This is a genomic window from Streptomyces sp. NPDC059524 (assembly GCF_042749255.1).
Taxonomy (GTDB): domain Bacteria; phylum Actinomycetota; class Actinomycetes; order Streptomycetales; family Streptomycetaceae; genus Streptomyces; species Streptomyces xanthii.
The window spans coordinates 94,353-120,239 of sequence record NZ_JBHYTK010000004.1 but is presented as its reverse complement, the minus strand read 5'-3'; the positions used below and the strand labels follow the sequence as shown (position 1 = coordinate 120,239).

Genomic DNA, 25,887 nt, shown 5'->3' with positions numbered 1-25,887 from the left:
CCACCCCCGGGGGGCCCCCCCCACCCCCCCCGCCGCCCTTCGGGGGTGGGGGGGCCCCCCCCCCCGCCCCCCCCCCCCCCCCCCGTCACCGGTCTGGCCCCGTGCGGGCCGGGCCTCAGCCGATCGGCAGACCGCCGGTCGGCAGCTGGCCGGTCGGCAGGCCGCCCTTGGTCACGGCGTCGGTCGGCAGACCGCCCTTGGTCGCCGAGCCGGCCGTGTCACCGACGACGTCACCGGCGCTGCCCGCCAGGTCGCCGGCCGCCTTCTGCGCGGCCGGGGTGGCCGTCTTCGCGCTCTTGCCGACCGTCTTGCCCGCGGCGGGAACGGCCTTCTTCACGGCCTTGCCACCGGTGCTGCCCGCGACGCCCGTGGCGTTCTGCGCGGCACCGTCCACCGTCTCACCCAGGTGCGCGCCGTCCAGCGCGGTCACGCCGCCCAGGTCGGTCGTGGCCGGGAGGGGCGCGGCGCTCGCGGCACCGGCCGCACCGACCACGGGCGCCGCTCCCGCCGCCACGAGCAGGGCGGCACGGGCGATCCGACGGGTCAGGGGGAGGGACATGATGCTCCTTCTACGGGAGAGGACTCTGGCCGTCCGGCTCGCCCTGCGGCGTGCTCGGACGCCGTGACAACCGCCCCAGGGCCCAGGAAGGTTGCGGGTCGGCGACATAAAGGGTTGGTAATGCGTCGCATTATCGGCTGGGGATGAAATCGGGCATTAGCCGCTTGTCGTGTCCCGGCGGAAACCCTGTGCAGAACCCTTACGCCCCTTGCCCGCCCGGCCCTCCGGCGCGCACCCGCCACCCGATCGAGGTCCTTCGTCCGGCCGTTCGCCCCGAACCCCCGGCACCCCTCCACCGAGTGAGCCTTCGCACGACTGCCCGACGGTGATCAGAGGTGCCCCGGCGGCCGGAGGAGCCCCGGCCTCACCGGCCGGTGATGATCCGGACCTCGCCCGCAGGCGTCGCCGAGCCGCCCCGCGCGGAGCCCCGGGCCTTCTCCTTCGCCGCCCGGCTCCACGCGCCGCCGTTCTCACCCGCGGCCCACTCGCGGCCCGCGTAGGAGACCCGCTCGATGCGCAGGGCCGAGGAGTTGGCCACCGCCCACTGCGCGAGCTCCCAGCCGCGCTGCCGGTCGCCGCCCTCCGGCGCGTCCAGCACCGTCGCCACCGGGACCCGTACCGACCGCTGCTCGCGGTCCGCGACCGGCGCCAGGTCCTTGCCGAAGTCCCGCACCAGCGCCGCTCTCACGCGCGCGGGGTCGCCGGAACTCACCGCCTCGGTGCCGCCCGGCCGGCCCTCACAGGTCAGCGAGGCCGCCGCCCGGCCGGTCAGCGCGGCGGCCAGGAGCGTCGCGTCCGGCTCGTGCTTGGCGTACGCCTGCGGATAGCCGCTGCGCTGCACCCGCTGCGCGGCCACCGTCAGCGGCAGCCGTGAGTACCCGGGGATCTTCGCCAGATGCGCGTAGAACCGGTCCGCCGCGTACCCCGGGTCCATGATCTGGGCGGCCGTGCCCCAGCCCTCCGAAGGCCGCTGCTGGAACAGGCCCAGCGAGTCCCGGTCCCCGTAGTCGATGTTCCGCAGCCCGGACTCCTGCAGGGACGTCGCCAGCGCGATCGTGACGGCCCGCTCGGGCATCCCGCGCGAGGTGCCGACGGCCGAGATCGTCGCCGCGTTCACCGCCTGCTCCGCCGTGAACTCGTAGCTCGCCCCGTCCCCGTTGGCCGACACCACCACGCACTTCGGCGTGGTGCGGCCGCCGGTCGCGTACTGCACCGCCACGTACGTCGCCACCGCGAGCAGTACGACGGCGGCGGCGCCCAACCGCAGGAGGCGGGCGCGCCGGAAGGGAACACGGGGCTCAGGCACGCGTCCAAGGTACTGGAGCCCTCCGACAGCACAGCGGGAGCCCGCCCGACGGGCCTGCGGAGCCTGCCCGGCGGGCCTCCGGGATAGGCTCGGCGCCATGGACCGCACCGCGCTCGACCTCACCCAGGACGCCGCCCGCCTCACCGCCCAGCTGGTCGATTTCCCCTCGCCCAGCGGCAGCGAGAAAGAGCTCGCCGACGCCGTCGAGGCGGCCCTGCGCGCCCTGCCGCACCTCCAGGTCGACCGGTACGGGAACAACGTGGTGGCCCGCACGAACCTCGGCCGTGCCGAGCGCGTCATCCTCGCCGGCCACATCGACACCGTCCCGATCGCGGACAACGTGCCGTCCCGCCTCGACCCGGACGGCACCCTGTGGGGCTGCGGCACCAGCGACATGAAGTCCGGCGTCGCGGTCCAGCTCCGCATCGCCCGGACGATCACCGAACCCAACCGCGACCTCACGTTCGTCTTCTACGACAACGAAGAGGTGGCCGCACACCTCAACGGACTCGGGCATGTGGCCGACGCCCACCCCGACTGGCTCGCGGGTGACTTCGCGATCCTCCTGGAGGGCACCGAGGGCCTCGTCGAGGGCGGCTGCCAGGGCACCCTGCGCGTCATCCTCAAGGTGAAGGGCGAGCGCGCCCACTCCGCGCGCGCGTGGATGGGCAAGAACGCGATCCACGCCGCCGCGCCCGTCCTGGAGAAGCTCGCCGCCTACGAGCCGCGCAAGCCGGTCGTGGACGGCCTGGAGTTCCACGAGGGCCTCAACGCGGTCCGCATCGAGGGCTACGTCGCCACGAACGTGATCCCCGACGCGTGCGCCGTCACGGTCAACTTCCGCTACGCGCCGGACCGCTCGATGGAGGAGGCCGAGCAGTTTGTCCGCGACTTCTTCGCCGACTGCCCGATCGAGGAGTTCGTCGTCGACGACCACACCGGCGGTGCCCGGCCCGGCCTCACGCACCCCGCCGCGGCCGCGTTCCTGGCCGCCGTCGGCGGCGAGCCGCGCCCCAAGTTCGGCTGGACCGACGTCTCCCGCTTCAGCGCCCTCGGCGTCCCCGCGGTCAACTACGGGCCGGGCAACCCGATCTACGCCCACAAGATCGACGAGCGCGTCGACACGGCCCTCATCCTGGAGGCCGAGAAGGTGCTCGCCTCCTGGCTGACCGCTTCCTGACCGGACCTCGCCCCGATACGGCGTGGCCCCGCTCCTGTAACCCGCGTAGACCTACCCTTGCTCTACGTAAGGGCGTGTCCACCACGCAGGAAGGGAGCAGGCGATGAGCAACCCGGAGGGCAAGCGGCGTCCCAAGGAGCAGCTGACAGGGCCTGTGGTCCGCAGGCGCGACCAGGTGCAGCCGGGGACGAGCGACCAGCGTCTGCTCGACACGGAGGGCCCCTCGGGCTGGGTGCACACCGACCCCTGGCGGGTCCTGCGCATCCAGTCCGAGTTCATCGAAGGGTTCGGCACCCTGGCCGAACTGCCGCCCGCGATCAGCGTCTTCGGTTCCGCGCGCACCCCCGAGGACTCGCCGGAGTACGCGTCGGGCGTGGCCATCGGCCGGGCCCTGGTCGAGGCCGGCTTCGCCGTCATCACCGGCGGCGGCCCCGGCGCCATGCAGGCGGCCAACCAGGGCGCCGTGGAGGCCAAGGGCATCTCCGTAGGCCTCGGCATCGAGCTGCCCTTCGAGCAGGGCCTCAACCAGTACGTCGATCTGGGCCTGAACTTCCGCTACTTCTTCGTCCGCAAGACGATGTTCGTGAAGTACGCGCAGGGCTTCGTGGTGCTGCCGGGCGGCCTCGGCACCCTGGACGAGCTCTTCGAGGCGCTCACCCTCGTGCAGACCACGAAGGTGACACGCTTCCCGATCGTCCTGTTCGGCACGCAGTACTGGAGCGGCCTGGTCGACTGGCTGAAGAACACGGTGATCGCCCAGGGCAAGGCCGGCGAGGCCGACCTGCTCCTGTTCCACGTCACGGACGACGTGGAGGAGGCCATCACCCTGGTCACCAAGGAGACAGGGAAGTAACCCGTCGCTCCAGGGGCTACGCCAGTCCCCGGCGGGCGACCGCCGGGGGCCGGTGCCCCGCGATGGACGCCACCATGTCGAGCACCTGCCGGGTCTCCGCGACCTCGTGCACCCGGTAGACCTGAGCCCCCAGCCACGCCGACACCGCGGTCGTCGCCAGCGTCCCGATCACCCGCTCCTTGACCGGCCGGTCCAGGGTCTCGCCCACGAAGTCCTTGTTGGACAGCGACACGAGCACCGGCCAGCCCGTCTCCACCATCTCCGGGAGCCGTCGCGTCGCCTCCAGCGAGTGCCGCGTGTTCTTCCCGAAGTCGTGCCCCGGATCGATCAGCACCGACTCGCGCGGCACGCCCAGCGCGACGGCCCGCTCGGCGAGCCCCACCGTCACGTCCAGGATGTCCGCCATGACGTCCTCGTAGCCGACCCGGTGCGGCCGCGTACGCGGCTCCGCGCCGCCCGCGTGCGTGCACACGATCCCGACCCGGTGGCGCGCGGCGACCTCGGCCAGCTTCGGATCCACGCCGCCCCAGGCGTCGTTCAGCAGATCGGCACCGGCCTCGCACACGGCCTCGCCGACCTCGTGGCGCCAGGTGTCGACGCTGATGATCACGTCGGGGAAGCGCCGCCGCACCTCGGCCACGAAGCCGACGGTCCGCCGCGCCTCCTCGTCGGCGTCGACCTCCTCGCCGGGACCCGCCTTCACCCCGCCGATGTCCACGATCTCGGCGCCCTCGGCGATCGCCTGCTCGACCCGGGCGAGCGCCGGCTCGTCCCGGAACGTGGCGCCCTGGTCGTAGAAGGAGTCCGGGGTCCGGTTCACGATCGCCATGATCACCGGCTCGTCGGCGGCGAACTCGCGCCTGCCCAGCCTGAGCATCCCTGTGACTCTCCTCTGGATCCCACTTGATCGGTCGCCTGCGACCTTAACTGTCGGTGCGGCATGGCACGATCGGACCCTGACGGTTTCGGGCCGGATCCACACCGGCCCGGCCGAGCCACCGGTCGAGCCAGGGGACCCCACGGATGCTCATGTTCTTGTTTCTGGTCATCGCGCTGGTCGTGGTCGTCGGCGCGGTGACCCTCGCGGTCCTCGGCGGGGGCGACGGCGGCACGCTGCGCGACGCGCCGTCGCAGTTCTACGCGGACCCGCTGCCGCAGGACCGTCCGGTGGCCCGCGCGGACGTCGAGGCGCTCCGCCTCCCGACGGCGGTGCGGGGCTACCGCATGGCCGAGGTCGACGACGCGCTCAACAGACTGGGAGCCGAGCTCGCCGAGCGCGACGCCCGCATCACCGAGCTGGAGTCGGCCCTCGCCACCGCCCACACGCGGCCGGGCCCGCAGGACCACCGCCCCGGCCACGGCGGTTTCGCGCCGCCCGGAGGATTCGGCACCGAGCCGGGGTTCGGCACCGAGCCGGGGGAGGAGCAGCGATGAGCACGCCCGTCACCGGCGCCGTCGCGGGCCCCGACGGCAAGCCGCGCTGCCCCTGGGCCGTGGCCTCCGAGGACTACATGGCGTACCACGACGAGGAGTGGGGCCGGGAGGTGCGCGGCGACGACGCGTTCTTCGAGCGGCTCACCCTGGAGGCCTTCCAGTCCGGCCTGTCCTGGATCACGATCCTGCGCCGCCGCGAGGGCTTCCGCGCCGCGTTCGCCGGCTTCAAGATCGCGGAGGTCGCCCGGTTCACGGACAAGGACCGCGAGCGCCTGCTGGCCGACGCCGGCATCATCCGCAATCGCGCCAAGATCGACGCGACGCTGGCCAACGCGCGCGTGCTCGCGCAGTGGGAGGCCGGCGAGCTGGAGCGCCTGATCTGGTCGCACGCCCCCACCCGCCGCAAGGGGCCGGGACCCCGCTCCCTGAGCGAGGTCCCGGCGATCACCGACGAGTCGAAGGCCCTGGCCAAGGACCTGAAGAAGCGCGGCGTGCGCTTCGTCGGCCCCACCACGGCCTACGCGCTGATGCAGGCGTGCGGCCTGGTCGACGACCATCTCGCCGACTGCTGGGTCCGCACGACCGCACCGCGCGCCTGAGCCCGGCTCAGCGCCCGACGTACTTCGGCTTCTCCTTGGCGACGAACGCCTGGACGCCGATGACGTGGTCCTCGGAGGCTCCGGCCCGTGCCTGGAGCTCGTCCTCCTTCTCCAGCGTCTCGTCGAGCGAGTGCCCCGCGCCGTACGCGAGGGACTCCTTCAGCGCGGCGTACGCGACGGTCGGTCCCTCGGCGAGCTTGCGGGCCACCTTCAGGGCCGCCTCGGGCAGCTCGGCAGCCGGCACGACCCGGTTCGCGATCCCCAGCTCGTACGCCTCCTGCGCCTTGAGGCTGCGCGGGAAGAGCAGCAGGTCGGCGGCGCGGCCGGCCCCGATCAGCCGCGGCAGCGTCCACGAGATGCCCGAGTCGGCGGTCAGCGCGACCCCGGCGAACGCCGTCGTGAACGACGCCGTGTCCGCCACGATCCGGTAGTCCGCACACAGCGCGAACCCGAAACCGGCACCGGCCGCCACGCCGTTCACCGCCGCCACGACGGGCTTGGGCATCTGCGTCAGCGCCCGCACGATCGGGTTGTAGTGCTCGCGCACCGTGCTCATGGTGCGGCCCTCGCCGCTCTCACGGTCCGCCGCCAGCGACGCGAGGTGCTCCTTGAGGTCCTGCCCGGTGCAGAACGCCCGGTCCCCGGACGCCGTCAGCAGCACCGCCCGCACCTCCGGGTCGGCCGCGGCCGCCTGCGCCGCGTCGCGGAGGGCGACCTTGGCCTCGGTGTTCATCGCGTTCATCGCCTCGGGGCGATTGATCGTGATCGTCGCGAGTCCGTCGCTCACCTCGTACAGCACGGTGTCCGCCATGGGGGACCCCTCCTCTGCGTCCTATGCGATCGCTTAGTCTCCGTGCTCAGCATGACGGAGATCACGACGCTTGGAGCACCCCCGGTGTGTGACCTGCGTCAAACAAATCTGTCGCCCGGAGGCCGTGGAAGGCGCGAAGTATCGCAGCCACATCGCCGAATTGGGTGGTTTTGCTCAAGCGCGTTGCGCAAGCGATGCGGACTGATGTTGGTCATCGGGTGTCGCCATGCGGGATAATGGCCTGGAAGCAATGTGTTCGATGCCGGTGACGTGTGCCCGTCCAGAGGGCCGTCGGCTGACGATGAGCTGGTTTCAGGAAGGGGAACGAGCATGGCGGCCATGAAGCCGCGAACGGGTGACGGCCCGCTCGAGGTGACCAAGGAGGGGCGGGGCATCGTCATGCGCGTTCCGCTCGAAGGCGGCGGTCGGCTCGTGGTGGAGCTGACGCCCGACGAGGCCGATGCCCTCGGCGACGCCCTGAAGAAGGTCGTCGGCTGACGCGGAAGCGACCATACCTTTTCGACTGCCCCGGCACACACTCGGTGCCGGGGCAGTCGTGTGTCCGCCTTCTCCCACAGGTCAGAGGGCCTGATCGGCGGCTCCGCCGCGGGGCGCGGCGGGCACCTCCTGGGGCGCACGGAGCTTGCCCTTCAGCCACGCGGGGCGGGAGCAGCATGCCCGTGGGGGCGCACGGAGTGTGCCCCTCAGGGGCGCGGGGAACTGCGCGACCAGCCACGACGAGAGCCGCACTCGCGACCCGGCAGGACCCCTACGGCGGCAGGGCGGAAACGAGCTCCGCCAAGCCCGGGCCCCGGCTCAGCGCTTGACGGCGCAGAGCAACCCGTCACCGACCGGCAGCAACGAGGACACCAGCTCGGAGGACTCCCGAACCGCGCGGAGCAACTCCCGCACACGCACCACCTCGACCGGCTGCGGCCCCGAGTCCACGGTCCGCCCGTCCGAGAAGACCCCCTCGAAGCAGACGAGCCCGCCCGGCCGCAGCAGGCGCAACGATTCAGCGAGGTACTCCAGACTCTCCATCCGGTCCCCGTCGCAGAAGACGAGGTCGTACCCGCTGTCCGCGAGCCGCGGCAGCACGTCGAGCGCCCGCCCCGGGATGAACCGGGCCCGGTTGCTGGCGAAGCCGGCCGCCCGGAACGCCTGCCGGGCGAACTGCTGCCGCTCCGGCTCCGGATCCACGGTCGTGAGCACGCCGTCCGGCCGCATCCCGTGCAACAGATGGATTCCGGACACGCCCGTGCCCGTACCGATCTCGGCGACGGCCTTGGCCTCCACCGTGGCGGCGAGCATCCGCAGCGCCGCGCCCGCGCCCGGGGACACCGACCGCAGTCCCGCCTCGCGGGCGCGGTCGCGGGCCCAGCGGGTCGCGTCGTCCTCGGCGACAAAGGCGTCGGCGAACGCCCAGCTCGTCTGCCGGTTGCCGGTAATGGCCCTCTCCTGTCCCCGTGGTTGCCTGCGCGTGACTTTATCCGTTGGTGGCGGGAACTCGCAGATGGGACCGGGCGTTTGGAAGGGCAGGGGGAAAGACTGGGGAGAAGCGGGGGACAGCGCGTGGTCACAGCGACACATCCGGAGGCCGGAGCGGCCCCCGCGGACCGAGTGGCAAATCTGAGTAAAAACGCTTATCCGGAGCTAACGGGCGAGGTGGCTATGGTAGGGGCTCCACTGGACACCACCAGAGCCGACAGGGGAGGTGCGGCTGCGCCTGTGGATCGGGGAGGAGTGCTTCGGCGCTTTCTCAGGTCAGCGGGTGAGCCGAAATCCGTGACCGACACCGCTGACCGAATCCGCACCGTTGACTCCGCGCAGCAGACCGCGACCTTTGCCGCTGATGCGGAATCCAAGGCGTGGACTCCGCCCACCTGGGAGGAGATCGTCAGCACACACAGCGGCCGGGTCTACCGGCTCGCGTACCGCCTGACCGGCAATCAGCACGACGCCGAGGATCTCACTCAGGAGGTCTTCGTCCGCGTCTTCCGCTCGCTGTCGACGTACACGCCGGGCACCTTCGAGGGCTGGCTCCACCGCATCACGACGAACCTGTTCCTGGACATGGTCCGCCGCAAGCAGCGCATCCGCTTCGACTCCCTCGGGGACGACGCCGCGGAGCGCCTGCCCAGCCGAGACCCGTCGCCGCAGCAGGTCTTCAACGACGCGCACTTCGACGCCGACGTGCAGCAGGCCCTCGACACGCTCGCGCCCGAGTTCCGCGCCGCCGTCGTCCTGTGCGACATCGAGGGGCTCTCCTACGAGGAGATCGCCGCGACCCTGGGCGTGAAGCTCGGCACCGTCCGCAGCCGGATCCACCGCGGCCGCTCGCAGCTGCGCAAGGCCCTCAAGCACCGTTCGCCGGAGGCCCGCGCGGAGCGCCGTTCGCTCGCCGGCACGGGTGTCCCCGTCCTCGGTGGAGGGGGCGCGCCCGCGTGAGTGGATCACGTCTCAATCCTGCCGAGCGCCGGCAGACCGCGGCCGACGAGCATCTCGGGGACCGGCTGGCCGCCCTGGTCGACGGCGAGCTCAACCACGACGCCCGCGAGCGCGTCCTCGCGCATCTGGCCACCTGTCCGCGCTGCAAGACCGAGGCCGACGCCCAGCGCCGCCTCAAGAGCGTCTTCGCGCAGACCGCACCGCCGCCGCCCTCTGAAAGTTTCCTCGCCCGCCTCCAGGGGTTGCCCGGGGGTGCTGACGGGGACACCGGAGGCACCCCCTTCGGCGGCGGAGGATTCGGCTCGGGCCGACCCCTCGGCGGCGTCCGGGGCTTCGGCCAGGGAGTCTTCGACGTAGACGCCGAGGCGTTCGCGTACGCGCCGTCCGGCGCGCACGCCGCCGTGTTCCCCAGCGAGGAGCGCGGTTTCCGCATCCACGAGGTCGGGCGGCCCGACGCGGACCGGGCCTCGCGCGGGCGCCGGTTCGCCTTCGCCGCGGCCGGTGCGGTGTCGCTCGCCGCGCTCGCTCTCGGCGGGGTCTCGGCCGGCATCCCGGCGGACACCGCCGACACCCGTGGCGGGTCCGGCAGCAATGTCACCCCGCTGCGCAGCCAGACCGCGGGGGCCACGCCGTCCTCCGAGGCCCAGCGGCGCCGCTCCACGTCACCGCTGTCCTCGGGCCAGGGCGGCGGAGCACTCGCCGCCCCGGTCTCGCCGATCGAGGCGGGCGCGCCGCTGCTCCCCGGCAGTGGCCACGGCAGCGCGGTCGTCCCGTACGCGACGACGCCGATGCTGTCCGGCACGCCGCGCATGGCGCCCCTCATACGTCCCGCCGCACCCGTCCCCATGCTCTCCGTGGCCCTGCCCACGCACGCACCGGCCCACGAGCCGTCCGAGGTGCAGGAGGCGGCGGGGACACCGGCCGAACTGGCCGCGCTCCCCGCCTCCATGGGGCCGCGGTTGTCCCGCCCGTCCGCGACCCGCTGACAGCCCCCTGCGCCGGGGCCGCCGAACCTGGTTGAATCCACGGGAGCCCGCGGTGTGGTGCCGGGGGCCCGGTGTGGGGAGAACAGCGAGACATGGACGAGGGCAAGCCCACGAAGGCCAAGTGGTGGAGCCGCCCCCGACCGAGCACGGGGGACGCGGCGACGACGGACGACGGCGACTGGCACCTCCCGGCCCCGGCGAGCCCCTCCGGCGCGCCACCGGCTCCGAGCACGGACACATCGGTGCCGCCCGCCCCCGGCGACCCCGCCGCGGAGCCCGGTGCCGCAGCTCAGGGCGTACCGGCCGACGAGTGGCCCCCGCCGGTTGCCGCCGCACCGGCGTCGCCCGACAACCCGACCGAGCCCGCCCCTGGTGACCCCGTCGCGGAGGCGCCGGCTCCCGGCGCCGTCAGCCAGGGCGCGCCCGCCGACGAGTGGCCCCCGCCTGTCGCGCCCGCGCCCGCAGCCGCGTCCGCGGAGCCTTCCGTCGCCGAGTCGTCCGCCCCCGGGGAGCAGGCCCCCGTGGGCCCCGCCGGGGACGGCGCACCGGCCGAGGAATGGGCTCCGCCGGTTGCTGCTGCCACGGTCTCCGGCGCTGAGCCCGTCGTGCCCGGTGCCGGATCCGCGCCCCTCGCCGAGTCACCCGTCCCCGCCGCCGCGGACGGGCCCCGGCCACTGCACGACCCGGACCCGTACAGCACGCCGCCCTACGGTGAACCCGGACCCTGGGCCCTCGCGCCGCCCGTGCAGCACCCGATGGCCACCCCCACCCACGGAACCCCGACCGGCGCCGCCCACCCGCAGGCGCCCCAGCCGCACGCGGCCCAGAACCAGCAGCCGCAGCCCCACCAGGCCACCCCGCCCCAGCCGCATCACTCCCAGAATCAGCAGCCGCAGCCCCAACCCCAGGCGCCTCAGCCCGTCCCGGCCCCCGCACCTGGTTCCGTGCCACCCGCAGGGCCCTGGCAGCTGCATGAGCCGTGGGGTGGGCCCGTGGTGGCCGCCGCGGAGGAGGAGAGGCGCCGTAAGCGGAAGGGGCGGCGCATCGTGGTGATCGGGGCCGCGGTGATCGCGCTCGTGGCGGGCGGGATCGGCGGCGCCGTCGGCTCGTACCTGGAGCGCACCGGCGGGACCGACATCGAGCTGCCGCAGGCGGGCCCCGAGTCGGCGCACCGGGACCCCGGCAGCGTCGCGGGGATCGCCGCCACCGCGCTGCCCGGCGTCGTCACGATCCACACGAAGGGCGACACCGAGCAGGGCACCGGCACCGGGTTCGTCCTCGACCAGCAGGGCCACATCCTGACGAACAACCACGTGGTCGAACCGGCGGGCCCCGCCGGTGAGATATCGGTCACGTTCGCCGGAGGCGAGTCCGCCGACGCCGAGGTGGTCGGCCACGACAGCGGCTACGACCTGGCCGTCATCAAGGTGAAGGGCGTCAGCGGCCTCAAGCCCCTGCGCCTCGGCAACTCGGAGAACGTCCAGGTGGGCGACCCCGTCGTCGCCATCGGCGCCCCCTTCGACCTGGCCAACACGGTCACCTCCGGGATCATCAGCGCCAAGGAGCGCCCGATCACCGCCGGAGGCGACGGCTCCGACGTCAGCTACGTCGACGCCCTGCAGACCGACGCCCCGATAAACCCCGGCAACTCGGGCGGCCCGCTGGTCGACTCGCGGGCCCGCGTCATCGGCATCAACAGCGCCATCCGCGGCGCCGACGGCGGCTCCGAGCAGGAGGGTGCCCAGGCGGGCTCGATCGGCCTGGGCTTCGCGATCCCGATCAACCAGGCCAAGCGCGTGGCCGAGGAGCTGATCAACACCGGCAAGGCCACCCACCCCGTGATCGGCGTCACCCTCGACATGGACTACGACGGCGACGGCGCCCGCGTCGGCACGAAGGGCAACGACGGCGGCCCGGCGGTCACCGCGGGCGGCCCCGCCGCCGAGGCGGGCATCCGGTCCGGCGACGTGATCACCGAGGTGGACGGCACCCGCGTGCACTCCGGCGAGGAGCTCATCGTCAAGGTCCGCGCGCACCGGCCGAAGGACAAGCTGGACCTGACGGTCGAACGGGACGGGAAGCCGCGCAAGGTGACACTCGTCCTCGGATCCGCCGACGGCGACTGACCGGCGACCGGGCGGCCCCGGTGATCCTGCTCGTCGCCCGGTGGCTACCGGACGGACAGGGTCGCCGGGTACCGTGGACCCGGTCCGTGCCGGACCCAGCCGAAGACCTGCTGCTGAAGACGACCGCGGGCCGAGGACACGCTAGGAGAGCAAGGTGTTCAACGACATTGGCCTACCGGAGGTCATGGCGCTGGTCGTGCTGGCCGTGTTGGTCTTCGGCCCCGACAAACTGCCGCAGGTCATCCAGGACGTCGCGCGCACGATACGCAAGATCCGGGAGTTCTCGGACAGTGCGAAGCAGGACATCCGTGAGGAACTGGGCCCCGAGTTCAAGGACTTCGAGTTCGAGGACCTGAACCCCAAGACGTTCATCCGCAAGCAGCTGGACAGCGACGACCTGGGTCTCAAGGAGATCCGCAACGGCTTCGACCTGAAGAAGGAGATGGCCGAGGTCTCGGACGCGGTCACCACCGTGGCCGAAGTGGACGACGCGGGCACCGCGTCCGGCGCCGCCGGCACCTCCGGCGGCCGCGTCGACATGCAGAAGCGGCCCGAGACCGAGCGCCGTCCGGGCGCCGGTGATCCGCCCCCGTTCGACTCCGACGCGACCTGAACCACCCCGCCTGCAACCGGGTCCCGGGGACCCGGTGTGGCATCCTGCCTTGTTGTTGCGCGGACCGGACGTGAGAACGCCCGTGGGGGGCGGGCCGCCGGTCCGTACGAGAACGAGGAGGCGGCCGCATGGAGACGACGAGTCGGGTGGGCGCGCAGGCGCCGGCCGGCGAGGGGACCGAGCAGGTTCCCGCGGCCCGGCGCACGGTCGACGGCTACCTGGAGGCGCCGTTCCCCTGGTACGGCCTCGACGAGGCGTTCACCGGACCGCGCTGGCTGATGCAGGTCGGCACCTCGGCGGACGGTTCCGTCGAGCACGGCTCGATCGGGCACGGTGACGAACCCTCGGTCCGCAGCGAGGGCACACAGGACACGGAGCGGTTCGCGGTCGTCGTGACCATCGCCGCCAACCCCGTGCGGCGCAGCGCCGACGGCACGGGCGTCCTGGAGGCCACCTCGGTGTCCTCCGCGGCCTGGCTCGCCGGTGTCGGGCTGCTCTCCTACACCTGGCCCGGCCAGATGGACCACACCCTGCGCGACGACTGGCTGGACCAGCAGACCGAGACGGCCTGGGTGCTCGCCGACGACCTGGACTCCGAGGACTGGGCGACGCTCACGCTGCCCGTCGACGGGGTGCCGACCCCGTTCCACTACCGCGAGTCCGAGTTCGGCTGGGTGCTCGCCGGATCCACGCAGGCGGGCGTCCACCTCGGTGCGTACGGGCGCGGCATGAGCGCGTACGGGCTCGGCTTCTCCGCGGTGAAGGACATCGCCGAGCTCGGCTAGGGCCTTACGGGCTCCGGCCGCACCTCCCGTAGGAGGACGCGGCCGGAGGTGAAGCTCAGAACTTGTTGCGCGGGGTGATGCCCAGCGACAGGCCGGACAGGCCGCGCTGGCGGCCGCCGAGCTTGCCGGCGATGGCCCGCAGCGCGGAGCCGGCCGGGGACTCCGGGTCGGACAGCACGACGGGCTTGCCCTCGTCGCCGCCCTCGCGCAGCCGCACGTCGATCGGGATGGAGCCGAGCACCGGCACGTTCGCGCCCGTCGTCCTCGTCAGGCCCTCGGCGACCAGCTGACCGCCGCCCGTGCCGAACACGTCGACCATCTCGCCGCAGTGCGGGCAGGGCAGCCCCGACATGTTCTCGACGACGCCGACGATCTTCTGGTGCGTCTGGACCGCGATGGAACCGGCCCGCTCGGCGACCTCGGCGGCCGCCTGCTGAGGCGTCGTCACCACGAGGATCTCCGCGTTCGGCACCAGCTGCGCGACCGAGATCGCGATGTCACCGGTGCCCGGCGGCAGGTCGAGGAGCAGAACGTCCAGGTCGCCCCAGAACACGTCCGCGAGGAACTGCTGGAGCGCGCGGTGCAGCATCGGGCCGCGCCACACCACCGGCGCGTTGCCCGGGGTGAACATGCCGATCGAGATGACCTTCACGCCGTTCGCCGACGGCGGCATGATCATGTTCTCGACCTGGGTGGGCTTGCCGTCGGCGCCGAGCATGCGCGGGACGGAGTGGCCGTAGATGTCCGCGTCGACGACGCCGACCTTCAGGCCGTCGGCGGCCATCGCCGCCGCCAGGTTCACGGTCACGGAGGACTTGCCGACGCCGCCCTTGCCGGACGCGACCGCGTAGACGCGGGTCAGCGAGCCGGGCTTGGCGAAGGGCACCTCGCGCTCGGCGGTGCCGCCGCGCAGCGCGGTCGCCAGCTCCTTGCGCTGCTCGTCGCTCATGACATCGAGGGTGACGTCGACCCGGGTCACGCCGTCGACGCGCGCGACCGCGTCCCGCACGTTGTTCTCGATCGTGGAGCGCATCGGGCAGCCCGACACGGTCAGGTACACGGTGACCGCGACGACTCCGTCCGCGCCGATGTCCACCGATTTGACCATCCCCAGTTCGGTGATGGGGCGCTGGATCTCGGGGTCGTTCACTGTCGCGAGTGCCTCGCGCACCGCGTCTTCCGTAGCCATACGGTCGATAGTACGGCGCGGTAACCGGGGCACGGAAAGCCCCGTCAGCGGTCGTCTACGTCACGTCCGCGTTCGTGCTCGCCCGGGAACGCGGCACTGTGCCGCTGCTCCTCCAGCTCCTTGAGGAGGTCCTGCAGCTCGGAGCGGATCCAGTCGCGGGTGGCGACCTCGCCGAGCCCGATCCGCAGCGAGGCCATCTCGCGGCTCAGATACTCGGTGTCGGCGATCGAGCGCTCGTTCTGCTTGCGGTCCTGTTCGAGGTTGACCCGGTCGCGGTCGTCCTGCCGGTTCTGCGCGAGCAGGATCAGCGGGGCCGCGTAGGAGGCCTGAAGCGACAGCATCAGCGTCAGGAAGATGAACGGGTACTCGTCGAAGCGAAGATGCCGGGGCGCCGCGATGTTCCACGCGACCCACGCGATGATCAGGACCGTCATCCAGACGATGAACCGTCCGGTGCCCAGGAAGCGGGCGATGCGCTCGGACAGCCGCCCGAAGGCCTCCGGGTCGTACTCCGGCAGCAGCTTGCGCCGGGGCGGGCGCGGCTGGTCCAGCCGGATGCGCGGGCGCCGGGTCTCCCCGGTCCGCTCGCGCTCCCGCTCACGCTCCTCCGTCGCCATGGTTCACCTCCCCGGCCAGGTGGAACTCCTGCTCGCGCCAGTCGTCGGGGAGCATGTGGTCCAGTACGTCGTCGACGGTGACCGCGCCGAGCAGCGAGCCGCCCTCGTCGACGACGGGCGCCGCCACCATGTCGTACGTGGCGAAGAACCCGGCGATCTCCGGCAGCTGCGCGTCCGGGGCGAGCGCCTGGAGATCGTCGTCGAGGACCGCGCTGACCAGCGTGTACGGGGGGTCGCGCAGCAGGCGCTGGAAGTGGATCGTGCCGAGGTACTTGCCGGTCGGGGTCTCGTCCGGCGGCCGGCAGACGTAGACCTGCGCGGCGAGCGCGGGGGACAGGTCGGGGTTGCGGACGCGCGCGAGGGCGTCGGCGACCGTCGCGTCGGGGCGCAGCACGATCGGCTCGGTCGTCATCAGACCGCCCGCGGTCCGCTCCTCGTACGCCATCAGGCGCCGCACGTCGGCCGCGTCGCTCGGCTGCATCAGGGCGAGGAGGCGCTCCTTGTCCTCCTCGGGCAGCTCGCTGAGCAGGTCGGCGGCGTCGTCCGGGTCCATCTCCTCCAGGACGTCGGCGGCGCGCTCCTCCTTCAGCTTGCCGAGGATCTCGATCTGGTCGTCCTCGGGGAGCTCCTCGAGGACGTCGGCGAGCCGCTCGTTGGTGAGCGCGGCGGCGACCTCGGCGCGGCGCTTCGCGGACAGGTGGTGCAGCACGTTCGCCAGGTCGGCCGGGCGCAGCTGCTCGAACGTGGCGAGCAGGTTCTCGGCGCCCTGCCCGTGCTCCTCCAGGGAGAAGCCGTCGACGGCGGACCAGTCGACGGTGAGCGTCTCGCCCTTGTTCCGCCGGAAGGCGCCGGCCTTGCCCTTGCGGACGAAGACCCGGTCGATCTCCCAGTCGCGGCGCGCGGGCAGCTGCTGGATCGCCACGTCCAGGACGGTGACGTCCTCGCCGGTCTCCACCAGGCGCACCACCCGGTCGAGCATCTCACCGAGCACCAGCCGCTCGGTGGGCCGCTGCTCGAAACGCCGCACGTTGAGCACGCCCGTCGTGATGACCTGGCCCGACTCGATGCCGGTGACCCGGGTCATGGGCAGGAAGATGCGGCGGCGCGTGGACAGTTCGACGACGAGCCCCAGCAGCCGGGGCGGGCGGCGGCCCACCCGGAGCATCGCCACGAGGTCGCGCACCCGGCCGACCTGGTCGCCGTTCGGGTCGAAGACGGCGACTCCGGCCAGATGCGAGACGAAGATGCGGGGAGCCCCTGCGGCCATGTCACCCCGCCTCCCTTTCGTGCCTGCCTGTGCGTACATACGAGCAATCTGGTGATCAGGCTAGCCCGAGCCGGTCGACGGCGCCTTTGCGCCGCCCGGGGCCAGGGCCTGCGGGAGCGGGCGCGCAGGGCACGGGTACGCTGCCGTCCTGCCCACCGCCGCACCCCCCTTGCCCCACGAGAGGTGGTCCCGCCCGTGACCGCACACCCCCTGGCCCGTCGACCCCGGTTCCTGCTGGCCGGTCTGCTGAGCGCGGGGCTGGTGGCCGGACTCACCGCGTGCGGCGGCGGAGGCGAGCAGGACCCGGACGCGGGGACCAACGGGGTCGGCAAGCTGTCCGCCAAGAAGATCCAGAGCCGCACGGTGAAGGCCGCGCAGGCCGCGGACACCGTGCACGTCTCCGGCTCCGTGGTCGTCGGCGGACGGACGTACAGGCTCGACATGCGGCTCAAGGACGACGGCGGCACCGGGTCGGTGACCACGAAGGACGGCACGTTCCAGCTGCTGCGGGTCGGCGAGCACCTCTTCCTCAAGGCGAGCGCCGCCTTCTGGACGCACTCCGACGAGGGCAAGAACGCGCACGAAGGCGGTACGGCGGCGGAGAAGCTCGACGGCAAGTACGTGAAGGTGCCCTCGGGCGACCCCGCGTACAAGCAGCTGAGCACCTTCACCGACAAGGAGGTGCTGCTCGACGGGCTGCTCACCCTGCACGGCACCCTCGCCAAGGGCGACCGGGGCGCCGCCGACGGGGTCCGCACCATAGAGCTGAGCGGAGACAAGGGCGCGGGCGGCACCCTCGACGTCTCCCTGGAGGGCACGGCGTACCCGCTGCGCCTGGAGCGGGCCGGCGGCGCGGGCTCGCTGAAGCTCACCGAGTGGGGCAAGGGCTTCGAGCTCAGGGAGCCGGACGACGCCGACACCGTGGACTACGGCCAGGCACTGCCGGCCTCCTGACCAGGGGCTGTCAGCTCCGCTTGCGCCGGGCCAGCAGCTTCGGCAGGCCCGCCGGCGCCGGGTTCCGGGTCGTCGCCGGGGTCGGTACGGGGCGTGCCGCGAGTGAGCCCTCGGGGACCGGGACGTGCGCGCCGCCGGCCGGCTCCAGGCGCAGCACCCGGCACTCGCGGGCCCAGCGCTCGGTCATCGTCTCGGCGTCCGGCGCGTTCAGCCGCTTGCCCTTCAGCTCACCGACCGCCGCCTCCCAGGCCTCCGAGCCCGGCGTCAGCGCGACGACCGACGCCCGCCAGCCGACGAGCCGGCCGCCCTTGTCCTTGCTGCGGACCGTGACGGTCGCCGCGGAGCCGTCGTCGAGGCCGGGCAGCGGCTGCTCGCCGGGGCCGTCACCGACCACCAGCGCCGCCCCCTCGTGCCACACGTGCCACAGGGCGCGCTCCGTCCCCGAGGCACCCCGGACCCAGATGAGCCCGGACTTCTTCGTGGCCTCCTCGACGAGGGCGGCATCGAGCAGTTCAGCAGTCGTCATGCGCAGAAGCCTAGCTACAGCCAGCCGTTGCGCTTCAGGGTGCGGTGGATGCCGAAGCACATGCCGCCGATGAGGGCCAGCACCATCGGATAGCCGAACCGCCAGTGCAGCTCCGGCATGTGGTCGAAGTTCATCCCGTAGACCCCGCACACCATCGTCGGCACGGCGATGATGGCCGCCCACGAGGTGATCTTGCGCATGTCCTCGTTCTGCGCGACGGAGGCCTGCGCGAGGTTGGCCTGGAGGATCGAGTTGAGCAGTTCGTCGAATCCGATGACCTGTTCCTGGACGCGCTCCAGGTGGTCGGCGACGTCACGGAAGTACTTCTGGATGTCGGGGTCGATGAGCCGCATCGGCCGCTCGCTGAGCAGCGCGAGCGGGCGGCGCAGCGGGGCGACGGCCCGCTTGAACTCCAGCACCTCACGCTTGAGCTGGTAGATGCGGCCCGCGTCGGTGCCGCGCGGCGAGCCCTTGCCGGTCTGCGAGAAGACGTCGGTCTCGACCTCGTCGATGTCGTCCTGCATCGCGTCGGCGACCGCGAGATAGCCGTCGACGACATGGTCGGCGATGGCGTGCAGCACGGCGCTCGGGCCCTTGGACAGCAGCTCCGGGTCGTCCTGGAGGCGGTGGCGCAGGGCGCGCAGCGAGCCCTGGCCGCCGTGCCGGACGGTGATGAAGAAGTCCCGTCCGGTGAAGCACATGACCTCGCCGGTCTCCACGATCTCGCTGGTCGCGGTGAGTTCGGCGTGCTCGACGTAGTGGATGGTCTTGAAGACGGCGAACAGGGTGTCGTCGTAGCGCTCCAGCTTGGGCCGCTGGTGGGCGTGGACGGCGTCCTCGACGGCGAGCGGGTGCAGCCCGAACTCGGCGGCGATCCCGGCGAACTCGGCCTCGGTCGGCTCGTGCAGGCCGATCCAGGCGAAGCCGCCGTCACGGCGCACCCGGCGGCGGGCCTCGCTCGGGGTGAGGCACTCGGTGGACTCCACGCGCGCGCCGTCCCGGTAGACGGCGCAGTCGACCACGGCCGTGACGGCCGACGGGTCACGCGTCGGGTCGTACGAGGAGCGCGCCTCGTTCCCGTACGGGGCCACGCTCTTGCGCAGCGAGGGGCGGACGGCGGCACGCAGGTCGCGAATCATCGACATGGGCAGGCTCCTTCGCGAGCGGGAGCCGCGGCGGCTACGGGTGGAACCACCCGGAATGAGGACGTCCTGGCCGAAGGACATGCTGCACGTCCACAAAGCGGGTAGCACCGCACCATGAGCGGGGCGGCTTCGCTTACTGACTCAGATCGGTGCGATCGGAAAGATCAGGTGGGAACGAAGCGCTCTTCCGGCGCACGCGACAGGACGCGGAGGCAGCCCGGACGGCTGCCGCACTGCGGACTGCGAAAGGAGATGCGGGCCTAGCGGCCGGAAGAACGGGTGGTACTGCACGATCGACTTCGATCCATGACAGCCCCACCTCCTCCGGCCGGTCCCCCGTGGGGGACGGTGACGGGCCGGCGCTCCGAGGGTCCCGAGGACGCTCGGCGGGTACGCGACCGCGCACCATGCCGACCAGCGGCCAAGACTATCAGCCGACTGAAGAAGCAAGTCCCTTCTTTACCCGTTGCATGCGAGTTCTATGCTCGCGGGATGGGAGAAGTTCTTGCACTGGTGGAAGCCCGGCTGCTGACCGCCTTCGGTGAGCCCGACGCGCGCGCGGCGGTCACGTTCCTCGGCACGGACCGCATCGAGGTGCTGCGGTTCTCCGACGGGGACGTGGTGCGGTACGCGACGCTCGGCATGTCCGCGTCCCCGATGTCCGACCCCACCGCGGCGCTCGCCGACCCGGTGAAGGGCCCGCGCGCCGAGCTGGTCCTCACGGTCCGCGCCGGCCTCGCCGAGACCGACAAGGTGCTCCGCCCGCTGGCCGTGCTCGCCGCGTCCCCGCAGGTCGAGGGCGTCGTCGTGGCGCCGGGCGCCTCCCTGGACGTGGGCGAGCCGCTGTGGCCGGGGGCGCCGTTCACCTCCGTCCTGGTGGCGGAGCCGGGCGGCCTGGTGGAGGACCTGGACCTGGACGAACCGATGGACCCCGTACGGTTCCTGCCGCTGCTGCCCATGACGCAGAACGAGGCGGCGTGGAAGCGGGTGCACGGGGCGGGCGCGCTCCAGGAGAAGTGGCTGAACAGCGGGACGGACCTGCGTGATCCGCTGCGCAGGTCCGTACCGCTTGACTGAGCGTCAGTTCGCGAAGACGGAGACGCTGTCCTCGCTCGCGTGCCGGGGCTCCAGCTCCTCGGCCTCGTGGGTGAGGGCGCTGCGGCGGACCCAGACGACGACCGCGCCGAGGAGAGCCGTGATCGCGGCGACGACGAACGGGATGTGGATGTCGGTCCACTCCTCGATCTTCGGCGCGAAGTACGGGGCGGCCGCGGCGGCGAACCAGCGGACGAAGTTGTAGCCGGCGGAGGCGACCGGGCGCGGGGCGTCGGAGACCCCGAGGGCCAGCTCGGTGTAGACGGTGTTGTTCACGCCGATGAAGGCGCCGGACAGGATCGTGCAGACGACGGCCGTGGTGTGGTTGCCGTAGCCGAGGACGAGCACGTCGGCGGCGAGCAGGACGAGCGAGCCGCCGAGCACCTTGAGCGAGCCGAACCGGGCCTGCATGCGCGGCGCGACGACCACCGAGAACAGTGCGAGCAGCACGCCCCAGGCGAAGAACACGGCACCCGACTTGTACGGGGTCATGTTCAGCACGAACGGGGTGAAGGCCAGCACGGTGAAGAACGTGTAGTTGTAGAAGAACGATGAGAGCGCCGCCGAGGCGAGGCCGCCGTGGCCCAGCGCCTTGATGGGGTCCAGCAGTGAGGTCTTCTTCGCGGGCCGGGGCTGTTCCTTCAGGAACGCGGTGATGCAGAGGAAGCCGACCGCCATCAGCGCGGCGGTGCCGAAGAACGGGTAGCGCCAGCTCGCGTTGCCGAGCACGGCGCCCAGCAGCGGGCCGCAGGCCATGCCGAGGCCGAGGGCGGACTCGTAGAGCAGGATCGCGGCGGCGCTGCCGCCGGCCGCGGCGCCGACGATGACGGCGAGCGCGGTGGAGACGAACAGGGCGTTGCCGAGGCCCCAGCCGGCCCGGAAGCCGACCAGCTGGCCGACGGAGTCCGAGGTGCCGGCGAGCCCGGCGAAGACCACGACCAGGGCGAGCCCGGCGAGCAGCGTCTTCTTGCCGCCTATCCGGCTGGAGACGAATCCGGTCACCAGCATCGCGATCGCGGTGATCAGGAAGTACGAGGTGAAGAGCAGGGAGACCTGGCTCGGGGTGGCCTGCAGGCCCTGCGCGATCGACGGCAGGATCGGGTCGACGAGTCCGATGCCCATGAAGGCGACGACGGAGGCGCCCGCGGTCGCCCAGACGGCCTTCGGCTGACGCAGGAGGCTGGTCGCGCCCGCGTCGAACGGGTCCCCTTCGGTTCCTGGCTCGCTGTGGCTCATGCCGGCCGCTCCTTAGAACGCTCTGAATCGTTGGCGTATGCACATAATAAGTTAGATCGGCTAATTAATGCAAGCTACATCTACATGGTGAGGTCCTCGGTCGGATGATCCTGACGGTCCGGACGGGTGATCGTCCTTGACGCGGCGCGGCCCGGGGAGGACCGTTGAGCCTTATGAGGGGCGAACCCAGTTGCCCGAAGTGTGGTGGCCGGGTCAGGGCTCCCGGCCTTTTTGCCGACTCCTGGCAGTGCGACGTGCACGGCGCCGTGCACCCGTTACAACCGGTCATCCCGCCCAGCGTCGAGGCGCTCAGCGTCGTCGTGAAGCGCGCCCGTGTCCCCGTGTGGATGCCGTGGCCGCTGCCGGTCGGCTGGCTCTTCACCGGTGTGGCCAACGCGGGGGACGACCGCTCGGGAGGCCGCGCCACCGCCGTCGCCTGCTCGGGCCCCGGGCCGCTCGGCGGCATGGGGGAGCTGGTGCTCGTCGCCGAGGAGCTCGGCGTCGGACTCGGCGCGCGCTACGCGGGCATCGACGGCCCCGACCCCGGACCCTTCCTGGACGTCACGGGACCACCGCAGGCCAAGGTCCTCGCGGCCGGCCGCCCCACCCCGCTGTGGCACGTCACCGGCACCCCGGACGACCGCGCCGTCTTCGCGGGCGAGGCGCGCGGCCTGTGGCTGTGGGCGATCGTCTGGCCCGAGCACTCCGGCATGCTCCTGTACGACGAGCTGGTCCTCGCCGATCTGCGCGACGCCGGACCGGAGGTCGACATGATGCCGTGCGGGGCGCTGTCGCCGCGCATTCTGGAGTGAGCCCGGCCACGGCGTGCGGGCGGCCGGGTCGGGGGTACCGGCGGTAAGGAGTCAGGGCCGGTTCGGTGGTGACAAGGGGGTCCGGAATCCCCGTTATCCTTGAGCGGTCCCGATCCCTCCGTCCGAAGCCTGGAGTCCGCAGCCGTGCGCATCGACCTGCACACCCACTCCACCGCTTCCGACGGCACGGACACCCCCGCCGAGCTGGTGCGCAACGCCGCGGCGGCGGGTCTGGACGTCGTGGCCCTCACCGATCACGACACCACGCGCGGCCACGCCGAGGCCATCGCGGCACTGCCCGAGGGCCTGACCCTCGTCACGGGCGCCGAGCTCTCCTGCCGCCTCGACGGCGTGAGCATGCACATGCTGGCGTACCTCTTCGACCCCGACGAGCCGGACCTGCTGCGCGAGCGCGAGCTGGTCCGCGACGACCGGGTGCCGCGCGCCCGCGGCATGGTCGCCAAGCTGAACGAGCTGGGCGTCGGCGTCACCTGGGAGCAGGTGGCCCGGATCGCGGGCGACGGCTCGGTCGGCCGCCCGCACGTCGCCACCGCGCTCGTCGAGCTCGGTGTCGTGCCCACGGTCTCCGACGCCTTCACGAAGGACTGGCTCGCCGACGGCGGCCGCGCCTACGTCGACAAGCACGAGACCGACCCCTTCGAGGCGATCCGTCTCGTCAAGGCCGCCGGCGGTGTCACCGTCTTCGCGCACCCGGCCGCCGCCGAGCGCGGCCGCACCGTGCCCGAGTCGGCCATCGCCGAGCTCGCCGCGGCGGGCCTCGACGGCATCGAGGTCGACCACATGGACCACGACGAGCCCACCCGCGACCGGCTCCGCGGCCTCGCCGCCGACGTCGGCCTGCTCACCACCGGCTCCTCGGACTACCACGGCAGCCGCAAGACCTGTGTGCCCGGCGAATTCACCACGGACCCCGAGGTCTACGGGGAGATCGTGCGCCGCGCCACAGGGGCCTTCCCCGTCCCGGGCGCCGGCGGACGCCGCGCCTGATCAGCGCCGCACCGGCACCGACCCACGCCCCCCGGGCGCGCGGTCCGCGCCCGGCCGTCCCTGATCGCCCCGCCTCCCACCTCTTTCCGCTCATCTCTCGCAAGGCCTGGCCCCACCGTGTTCGACGTCGCTGTCTTCGGATCCCTTTTTCTCACGCTTTTTGTGATTATGGATCCCCCCGGAATCACCCCGATCTTCCTCGCCCTCACCGCGGGCCGCCCCGCCAAGGTCCAGAAGCGCATGGCCTTCCAGGCCGTCTGCGTCGCCTTCGGCGTCATCGCCGTCTTCGGTGTCCTCGGCCACCAGATCCTCGACTACCTGCACGTCTCCGTGCCCGCCCTGATGATCGCGGGCGGTCTGCTGCTCCTGCTCATCGCGCTCGACCTGCTCACCGGCAAGACGGACGAGCCGAAGCAGACGAAGGACGTGAACGTCGCGCTCGTCCCGCTCGGCATGCCGCTGCTGGCGGGCCCCGGCGCGATCGTCTCGGTCATCCTCGCCGTGCAGAAGGCCGACTCGGTCGCCACGCAGGTCTCCGTCTGGACGGCGATCGTCGCGATCCACGTCGTGCTGTGGCTCGTCATGCGGTACTCGCTCGTGATCATCCGCGTCATCAAGGACGGCGGAGTCGTCCTCGTGACCCGGCTCGCCGGCATGATGCTCTCCGCCATCGCCGTGCAGCAGATCATCAACGGCGTGACCCAGGTGATCCAGGGCTCCTGACCCGGCCCGCCGCCCGGCCCGGGCACGCGCGAAGCCCCCGTACGCACGATGCGTACGGGGGCTTCGAAGTGTGTGAGCCGCTCGCCGTTATGAGGCGGTGGACTCGGCCGGGCGGATGTAGAGGCGCTGCCCTATGGCGGCGGCCTGCTGAACGATCCGATTGACGGAGGCGGCGTCCACGACGGTGGTGTCGACGGCCGCGCCGTCGACGTCGTCCAGTCGCATGATCTCGAAGCGCACAGGCTTCTCCCTTCGTCTGGTGATCCTCCTGGAGGAGAACTGAGGTGGAAGGCGTGGCGACAGTGCCCCGCGTTCTGTAGTGGTCAACGGGTTGCCCCGTGCAAACATTCCCTACGCTAAGGAAATTTTTCGAAGAACTAATTACTCGCGAGTAGCGCGGTCGTGCGAGCACCTACAGTGACGGCGCGTCAGGTGGCGGGCCGGCCGTCGGGCCATGTGGCGGGCGGCGCGTCAGGCGGCCGGGTGCCTGTCCCAGAACGCGGCGAGCGCCGCCGCCGTCTCCCGCGGGCGGTCCGTGTTGGGGGAGTGGCCGGCGCCGACGACGACCGTCCGCTCCGCCTTCAGGCGGGCCGCCATGTCGTCGAGCAGCGGCACCGGCCACGCGTCGTCCTCCTCGCCGGAGATCACATGGACCGGCGGCGCGACCGGGGCGAGCGCCTCGACCCCGTCCGGCTCGGTGCACAACTGCCGCCCCGCCGCGAGGAGTTGAGCCGGGCTGTTGTTCATCCAGCGCCGCCGCAGATCCTCCTCGTCGCCCCGCGGCTCGACGGGACCCTCGGCCGCCTCCAGCGTCTGGATGGCCTCCCACACCTGCCCCATGTCGAACACCGCCAGCGCGTCCCGGAGCATCGCCACCCGCTGCTGCTGGGACGCCGACACCGCCGCGGGGCCCGACGCCATCAGGGTCAGCGACGCGAAGGGCGCCGGGTCGGCGACCACCGCGGCCCGCGCGACGAGCCCGCCGAAGGAGTGCCCGAGCAGATGGACGGGGGCCGGCCCGAGCGCGGCGGCCTGGGCGAGCACGTCCCGGACCAGCTCAGCGCGCGCGTACGGCGCCTCGTCGTCCCGGGGGCCCGCGCTCTCGTGCTGCCCGCGCCCGTCGACGGCCACCGTGCGGTACCCGGCCTCCGCCAGCGGCAGCAGCAGCGAGATGAAGTCCTCCTTGCTGCCGGTGAAACCGGGCAGCAGCAGCGCGGTGCCGCGCACCGGGCCGGACGCCGGCCCGCCGGTCAGCGCGGCGAAGTCACCGCGCGCCGTGCGCAGGGCGTGGGCGCGCGTGCCGGGCGGCGGGGTGAACGTCTCGGGCCTGCTCATGCCGTGAGATTAACGGGACGATGCGGGAGGCCGCCCCTCGGCCGCCGGGGCCCGAACCCCGTAGGTCCGAACACCCCGACACCGCAGGCCCGGACGTCCAACGCCGCAGGCCCGGACCCCGCGTGTGCGGGATCCGGGCCTGCGTACAGCTCCGGCGTCGTGCGACCGATCAGGCCTCGGGGGCCTCGGCCACGGCCTTCTTGCGCGTACGGCGCACCGGCTTGGCCTCGGCGGCCTCCTCCGGGGCGGCGGCGACGGCCTTCTTGCGGGGCGCGCGCTT

Annotated in this window: 28 protein-coding genes; 15 read left to right on the top strand and 13 right to left on the bottom strand. The window is 72.4% G+C overall.

All coding sequences use genetic code 11. The features are described 5' to 3' along the window. Positions 1-115 precede the first annotated feature (115 nt). A complete protein-coding gene (locus ACFW9D_RS02045) occupies positions 116-559 on the bottom strand; it encodes an ATP-binding protein (RefSeq protein WP_188337030.1) in 444 nt (147 codons plus the stop codon). 364 nt (positions 560-923) lie between these two features. Next, the gene (locus ACFW9D_RS02040; RefSeq protein ID WP_384616735.1) at positions 924-1,865 is read right to left on the bottom strand and encodes a heavy metal transporter; all 942 of its coding nucleotides are present in this window, start codon (positions 1,863-1,865) and stop codon (positions 924-926) included. Positions 1,866-1,962: 97 nt separating this feature from the next. On the opposite strand from ACFW9D_RS02040, the gene dapE reads away from it, so the two are divergent. Beyond that, a complete protein-coding gene (dapE, locus tag ACFW9D_RS02035) occupies positions 1,963-3,045 on the top strand; it encodes a succinyl-diaminopimelate desuccinylase (protein ID WP_384616733.1) in 1,083 nt (360 codons plus the stop codon). Between the two features lie 103 nt (positions 3,046-3,148). Next, positions 3,149-3,898 carry a TIGR00730 family Rossman fold protein gene (locus tag ACFW9D_RS02030; RefSeq protein WP_188337027.1) on the top strand — a complete coding sequence of 250 codons (750 nt, stop codon included), beginning with the start codon at positions 3,149-3,151 and terminating at the stop codon, positions 3,896-3,898. Positions 3,899-3,914: 16 nt separating this feature from the next. On the opposite strand, the gene folP is transcribed toward ACFW9D_RS02030, so the two are convergent. Next, positions 3,915-4,775: a dihydropteroate synthase gene (gene folP / locus ACFW9D_RS02025; protein WP_188337026.1), complete on the bottom strand. Its 861-nt coding sequence runs from the start codon at positions 4,773-4,775 to the stop codon at positions 3,915-3,917. A gap of 146 nt (positions 4,776-4,921) precedes the next feature. Here folP and ACFW9D_RS02020 point away from each other — a divergent pair, with 146 nt between their 5' ends. Together ACFW9D_RS02020 and ACFW9D_RS02015 are read left to right on the top strand one after the other, a co-directional pair. Next, positions 4,922-5,332 (top strand): DivIVA domain-containing protein, encoded by a 411-nt coding sequence (locus ACFW9D_RS02020; RefSeq protein WP_384616731.1) that lies wholly within the window; start codon positions 4,922-4,924, stop codon positions 5,330-5,332. Next, positions 5,329-5,931 carry a DNA-3-methyladenine glycosylase I gene (locus ACFW9D_RS02015; protein WP_384616729.1) on the top strand — a complete coding sequence of 201 codons (603 nt, stop codon included), beginning with the start codon at positions 5,329-5,331 and terminating at the stop codon, positions 5,929-5,931. The genes ACFW9D_RS02020 and ACFW9D_RS02015 overlap by 4 nt, the downstream gene beginning before the upstream one ends. Positions 5,932-5,938: 7 nt before the next feature. On the opposite strand, the gene ACFW9D_RS02010 is transcribed toward ACFW9D_RS02015, so the two are convergent. Then, on the bottom strand, positions 5,939-6,742 hold the full coding sequence (locus ACFW9D_RS02010; protein WP_384616728.1) for an enoyl-CoA hydratase/isomerase family protein: 804 nt from the start codon (positions 6,740-6,742) through the stop codon (positions 5,939-5,941). A 330-nt stretch (positions 6,743-7,072) separates the two neighbouring features. On the opposite strand from ACFW9D_RS02010, the gene ACFW9D_RS02005 reads away from it, so the two are divergent. Beyond that, a complete protein-coding gene (locus ACFW9D_RS02005; RefSeq protein ID WP_003966491.1) occupies positions 7,073-7,240 on the top strand; it encodes a DUF3117 domain-containing protein in 168 nt (55 codons plus the stop codon). Positions 7,241-7,558: 318 nt separating this feature from the next. On the opposite strand, the gene ACFW9D_RS02000 is transcribed toward ACFW9D_RS02005, so the two are convergent. After that, positions 7,559-8,332, bottom strand: a complete 774-nt coding sequence (locus ACFW9D_RS02000) for an O-methyltransferase (RefSeq protein ID WP_188337023.1) — start codon at positions 8,330-8,332, stop codon at positions 7,559-7,561. An 81-nt stretch (positions 8,333-8,413) separates the two neighbouring features. On the opposite strand from ACFW9D_RS02000, the gene sigE reads away from it, so the two are divergent. From sigE to ACFW9D_RS01975, 5 genes are all read left to right on the top strand, one after another. Further along, positions 8,414-9,190: an RNA polymerase sigma factor SigE gene (sigE, locus tag ACFW9D_RS01995; protein ID WP_188337022.1), complete on the top strand. Its 777-nt coding sequence runs from the start codon at positions 8,414-8,416 to the stop codon at positions 9,188-9,190. Beyond that, entirely contained in the window at positions 9,187-10,176 is a 990-nt protein-coding gene (locus ACFW9D_RS01990; RefSeq protein WP_188337021.1) for an anti-sigma factor, read from the top strand. The genes sigE and ACFW9D_RS01990 overlap by 4 nt, the downstream gene beginning before the upstream one ends. Positions 10,177-10,268: 92 nt before the next feature. Then, entirely contained in the window at positions 10,269-12,302 is a 2,034-nt protein-coding gene (locus ACFW9D_RS01985) for a trypsin-like peptidase domain-containing protein (RefSeq protein ID WP_384616726.1), read from the top strand. 154 nt (positions 12,303-12,456) lie between these two features. After that, entirely contained in the window at positions 12,457-12,915 is a 459-nt protein-coding gene (locus ACFW9D_RS01980; RefSeq protein ID WP_188337019.1) for a sec-independent translocase, read from the top strand. Between the two features lie 128 nt (positions 12,916-13,043). Further along, complete coding sequence (locus tag ACFW9D_RS01975; protein ID WP_384616724.1) at positions 13,044-13,700, top strand: hypothetical protein; 657 nt, start codon at positions 13,044-13,046, stop codon at positions 13,698-13,700. A 55-nt stretch (positions 13,701-13,755) separates the two neighbouring features. Here ACFW9D_RS01975 and ACFW9D_RS01970 read toward each other — a convergent pair whose 3' ends face one another. From ACFW9D_RS01970 to ACFW9D_RS01960, 3 genes are read right to left on the bottom strand one after another with little or no spacing between them, the layout of a single operon-like run. Beyond that, the gene (locus tag ACFW9D_RS01970) at positions 13,756-14,889 is read right to left on the bottom strand and encodes an Mrp/NBP35 family ATP-binding protein (RefSeq protein ID WP_188337017.1); all 1,134 of its coding nucleotides are present in this window, start codon (positions 14,887-14,889) and stop codon (positions 13,756-13,758) included. 44 nt (positions 14,890-14,933) lie between these two features. Next, entirely contained in the window at positions 14,934-15,506 is a 573-nt protein-coding gene (locus ACFW9D_RS01965) for a DUF1003 domain-containing protein (RefSeq protein ID WP_384616722.1), read from the bottom strand. Further along, a complete protein-coding gene (locus ACFW9D_RS01960; protein WP_384616720.1) occupies positions 15,487-16,773 on the bottom strand; it encodes a magnesium transporter MgtE N-terminal domain-containing protein in 1,287 nt (428 codons plus the stop codon). The genes ACFW9D_RS01965 and ACFW9D_RS01960 overlap by 20 nt, the downstream gene beginning before the upstream one ends. A gap of 195 nt (positions 16,774-16,968) precedes the next feature. On the opposite strand from ACFW9D_RS01960, the gene ACFW9D_RS01955 reads away from it, so the two are divergent. After that, the gene (locus tag ACFW9D_RS01955; RefSeq protein ID WP_223205952.1) at positions 16,969-17,727 is read left to right on the top strand and encodes a hypothetical protein; all 759 of its coding nucleotides are present in this window, start codon (positions 16,969-16,971) and stop codon (positions 17,725-17,727) included. A 10-nt stretch (positions 17,728-17,737) separates the two neighbouring features. Here the strand turns inward: ACFW9D_RS01955 and ACFW9D_RS01950 are convergent, their stop codons facing one another. Next, positions 17,738-18,253 carry a hypothetical protein gene (locus tag ACFW9D_RS01950; RefSeq protein WP_384616718.1) on the bottom strand — a complete coding sequence of 172 codons (516 nt, stop codon included), beginning with the start codon at positions 18,251-18,253 and terminating at the stop codon, positions 17,738-17,740. 14 nt (positions 18,254-18,267) lie between these two features. Next, complete coding sequence (locus ACFW9D_RS01945; protein WP_188337012.1) at positions 18,268-19,398, bottom strand: magnesium and cobalt transport protein CorA; 1,131 nt, start codon at positions 19,396-19,398, stop codon at positions 18,268-18,270. A gap of 492 nt (positions 19,399-19,890) precedes the next feature. Between ACFW9D_RS01945 and ACFW9D_RS01940 the strand changes: the two genes are divergently transcribed. Then, positions 19,891-20,475, top strand: coding sequence for a suppressor of fused domain protein (locus ACFW9D_RS01940; RefSeq protein ID WP_188337011.1), 585 nt, complete (start codon positions 19,891-19,893; stop codon positions 20,473-20,475). 3 nt (positions 20,476-20,478) lie between these two features. Here the strand turns inward: ACFW9D_RS01940 and ACFW9D_RS01935 are convergent, their stop codons facing one another. Next, positions 20,479-21,729: an MFS transporter gene (locus ACFW9D_RS01935; protein WP_384616715.1), complete on the bottom strand. Its 1,251-nt coding sequence runs from the start codon at positions 21,727-21,729 to the stop codon at positions 20,479-20,481. 173 nt (positions 21,730-21,902) lie between these two features. Here ACFW9D_RS01935 and ACFW9D_RS01930 point away from each other — a divergent pair, with 173 nt between their 5' ends. The 3 genes from ACFW9D_RS01930 (at position 21,903) to ACFW9D_RS01920 (ending at position 24,272) form a co-directional block, all read left to right on the top strand. Then, entirely contained in the window at positions 21,903-22,541 is a 639-nt protein-coding gene (locus ACFW9D_RS01930) for a DUF6758 family protein (protein ID WP_384616713.1), read from the top strand. A 144-nt stretch (positions 22,542-22,685) separates the two neighbouring features. Continuing rightward, positions 22,686-23,549, top strand: coding sequence for a PHP domain-containing protein (locus ACFW9D_RS01925; protein ID WP_188337008.1), 864 nt, complete (start codon positions 22,686-22,688; stop codon positions 23,547-23,549). A gap of 117 nt (positions 23,550-23,666) precedes the next feature. Further along, positions 23,667-24,272, top strand: coding sequence for a MarC family protein (locus ACFW9D_RS01920; protein WP_188337007.1), 606 nt, complete (start codon positions 23,667-23,669; stop codon positions 24,270-24,272). An 87-nt stretch (positions 24,273-24,359) separates the two neighbouring features. On the opposite strand, the gene ACFW9D_RS01915 is transcribed toward ACFW9D_RS01920, so the two are convergent. Both ACFW9D_RS01915 and ACFW9D_RS01910 read right to left on the bottom strand, forming a co-directional pair. Further along, on the bottom strand, positions 24,360-24,512 hold the full coding sequence (locus ACFW9D_RS01915) for a hypothetical protein (protein ID WP_188337006.1): 153 nt from the start codon (positions 24,510-24,512) through the stop codon (positions 24,360-24,362). 231 nt (positions 24,513-24,743) lie between these two features. After that, complete coding sequence (locus ACFW9D_RS01910; RefSeq protein ID WP_384616710.1) at positions 24,744-25,607, bottom strand: alpha/beta fold hydrolase; 864 nt, start codon at positions 25,605-25,607, stop codon at positions 24,744-24,746. Between the last annotated feature and the right edge of the window lie 280 nt (positions 25,608-25,887).

Excerpts from the sequence above, each read along its gene's own strand:
- ACFW9D_RS01975 (WP_384616724.1), top strand. The coding sequence starts at position 13,044 with ATGGAGACGACGAGTCGGGTGGGCGCGCAGGCGCCGGCCGGCGAGGGG.
- ACFW9D_RS01950 (WP_384616718.1), bottom strand. The coding sequence starts at position 18,253 with ATGACGACTGCTGAACTGCTCGATGCCGCCCTCGTCGAGGAGGCCACG.
- ACFW9D_RS02015 (WP_384616729.1), top strand. The coding sequence starts at position 5,329 with ATGAGCACGCCCGTCACCGGCGCCGTCGCGGGCCCCGACGGCAAGCCG.
- ACFW9D_RS01965 (WP_384616722.1), bottom strand. The coding sequence starts at position 15,506 with ATGGCGACGGAGGAGCGTGAGCGGGAGCGCGAGCGGACCGGGGAGACC.
- ACFW9D_RS01960 (WP_384616720.1), bottom strand. The coding sequence starts at position 16,773 with ATGGCCGCAGGGGCTCCCCGCATCTTCGTCTCGCATCTGGCCGGAGTC.
- ACFW9D_RS01940 (WP_188337011.1), top strand. The coding sequence starts at position 19,891 with ATGGGAGAAGTTCTTGCACTGGTGGAAGCCCGGCTGCTGACCGCCTTC.
- ACFW9D_RS02045 (WP_188337030.1), bottom strand. The coding sequence starts at position 559 with ATGTCCCTCCCCCTGACCCGTCGGATCGCCCGTGCCGCCCTGCTCGTG.
- folP (WP_188337026.1), bottom strand. The coding sequence starts at position 4,775 with ATGCTCAGGCTGGGCAGGCGCGAGTTCGCCGCCGACGAGCCGGTGATC.
- ACFW9D_RS02000 (WP_188337023.1), bottom strand. The coding sequence starts at position 8,332 with ATGTGTCGCTGTGACCACGCGCTGTCCCCCGCTTCTCCCCAGTCTTTC.
- sigE (WP_188337022.1), top strand. The coding sequence starts at position 8,414 with ATGGTAGGGGCTCCACTGGACACCACCAGAGCCGACAGGGGAGGTGCG.
- ACFW9D_RS01935 (WP_384616715.1), bottom strand. The coding sequence starts at position 21,729 with ATGAGCCACAGCGAGCCAGGAACCGAAGGGGACCCGTTCGACGCGGGC.
- ACFW9D_RS01945 (WP_188337012.1), bottom strand. The coding sequence starts at position 19,398 with ATGTCGATGATTCGCGACCTGCGTGCCGCCGTCCGCCCCTCGCTGCGC.
- ACFW9D_RS02010 (WP_384616728.1), bottom strand. The coding sequence starts at position 6,742 with ATGGCGGACACCGTGCTGTACGAGGTGAGCGACGGACTCGCGACGATC.
- ACFW9D_RS01910 (WP_384616710.1), bottom strand. The coding sequence starts at position 25,607 with ATGAGCAGGCCCGAGACGTTCACCCCGCCGCCCGGCACGCGCGCCCAC.
- ACFW9D_RS02005 (WP_003966491.1), top strand. The coding sequence starts at position 7,073 with ATGGCGGCCATGAAGCCGCGAACGGGTGACGGCCCGCTCGAGGTGACC.
- dapE (WP_384616733.1), top strand. The coding sequence starts at position 1,963 with ATGGACCGCACCGCGCTCGACCTCACCCAGGACGCCGCCCGCCTCACC.
- ACFW9D_RS01970 (WP_188337017.1), bottom strand. The coding sequence starts at position 14,889 with ATGGCTACGGAAGACGCGGTGCGCGAGGCACTCGCGACAGTGAACGAC.
- ACFW9D_RS02020 (WP_384616731.1), top strand. The coding sequence starts at position 4,922 with ATGCTCATGTTCTTGTTTCTGGTCATCGCGCTGGTCGTGGTCGTCGGC.
- ACFW9D_RS01985 (WP_384616726.1), top strand. The coding sequence starts at position 10,269 with ATGGACGAGGGCAAGCCCACGAAGGCCAAGTGGTGGAGCCGCCCCCGA.
- ACFW9D_RS02030 (WP_188337027.1), top strand. The coding sequence starts at position 3,149 with ATGAGCAACCCGGAGGGCAAGCGGCGTCCCAAGGAGCAGCTGACAGGG.
- ACFW9D_RS01930 (WP_384616713.1), top strand. The coding sequence starts at position 21,903 with ATGAGGGGCGAACCCAGTTGCCCGAAGTGTGGTGGCCGGGTCAGGGCT.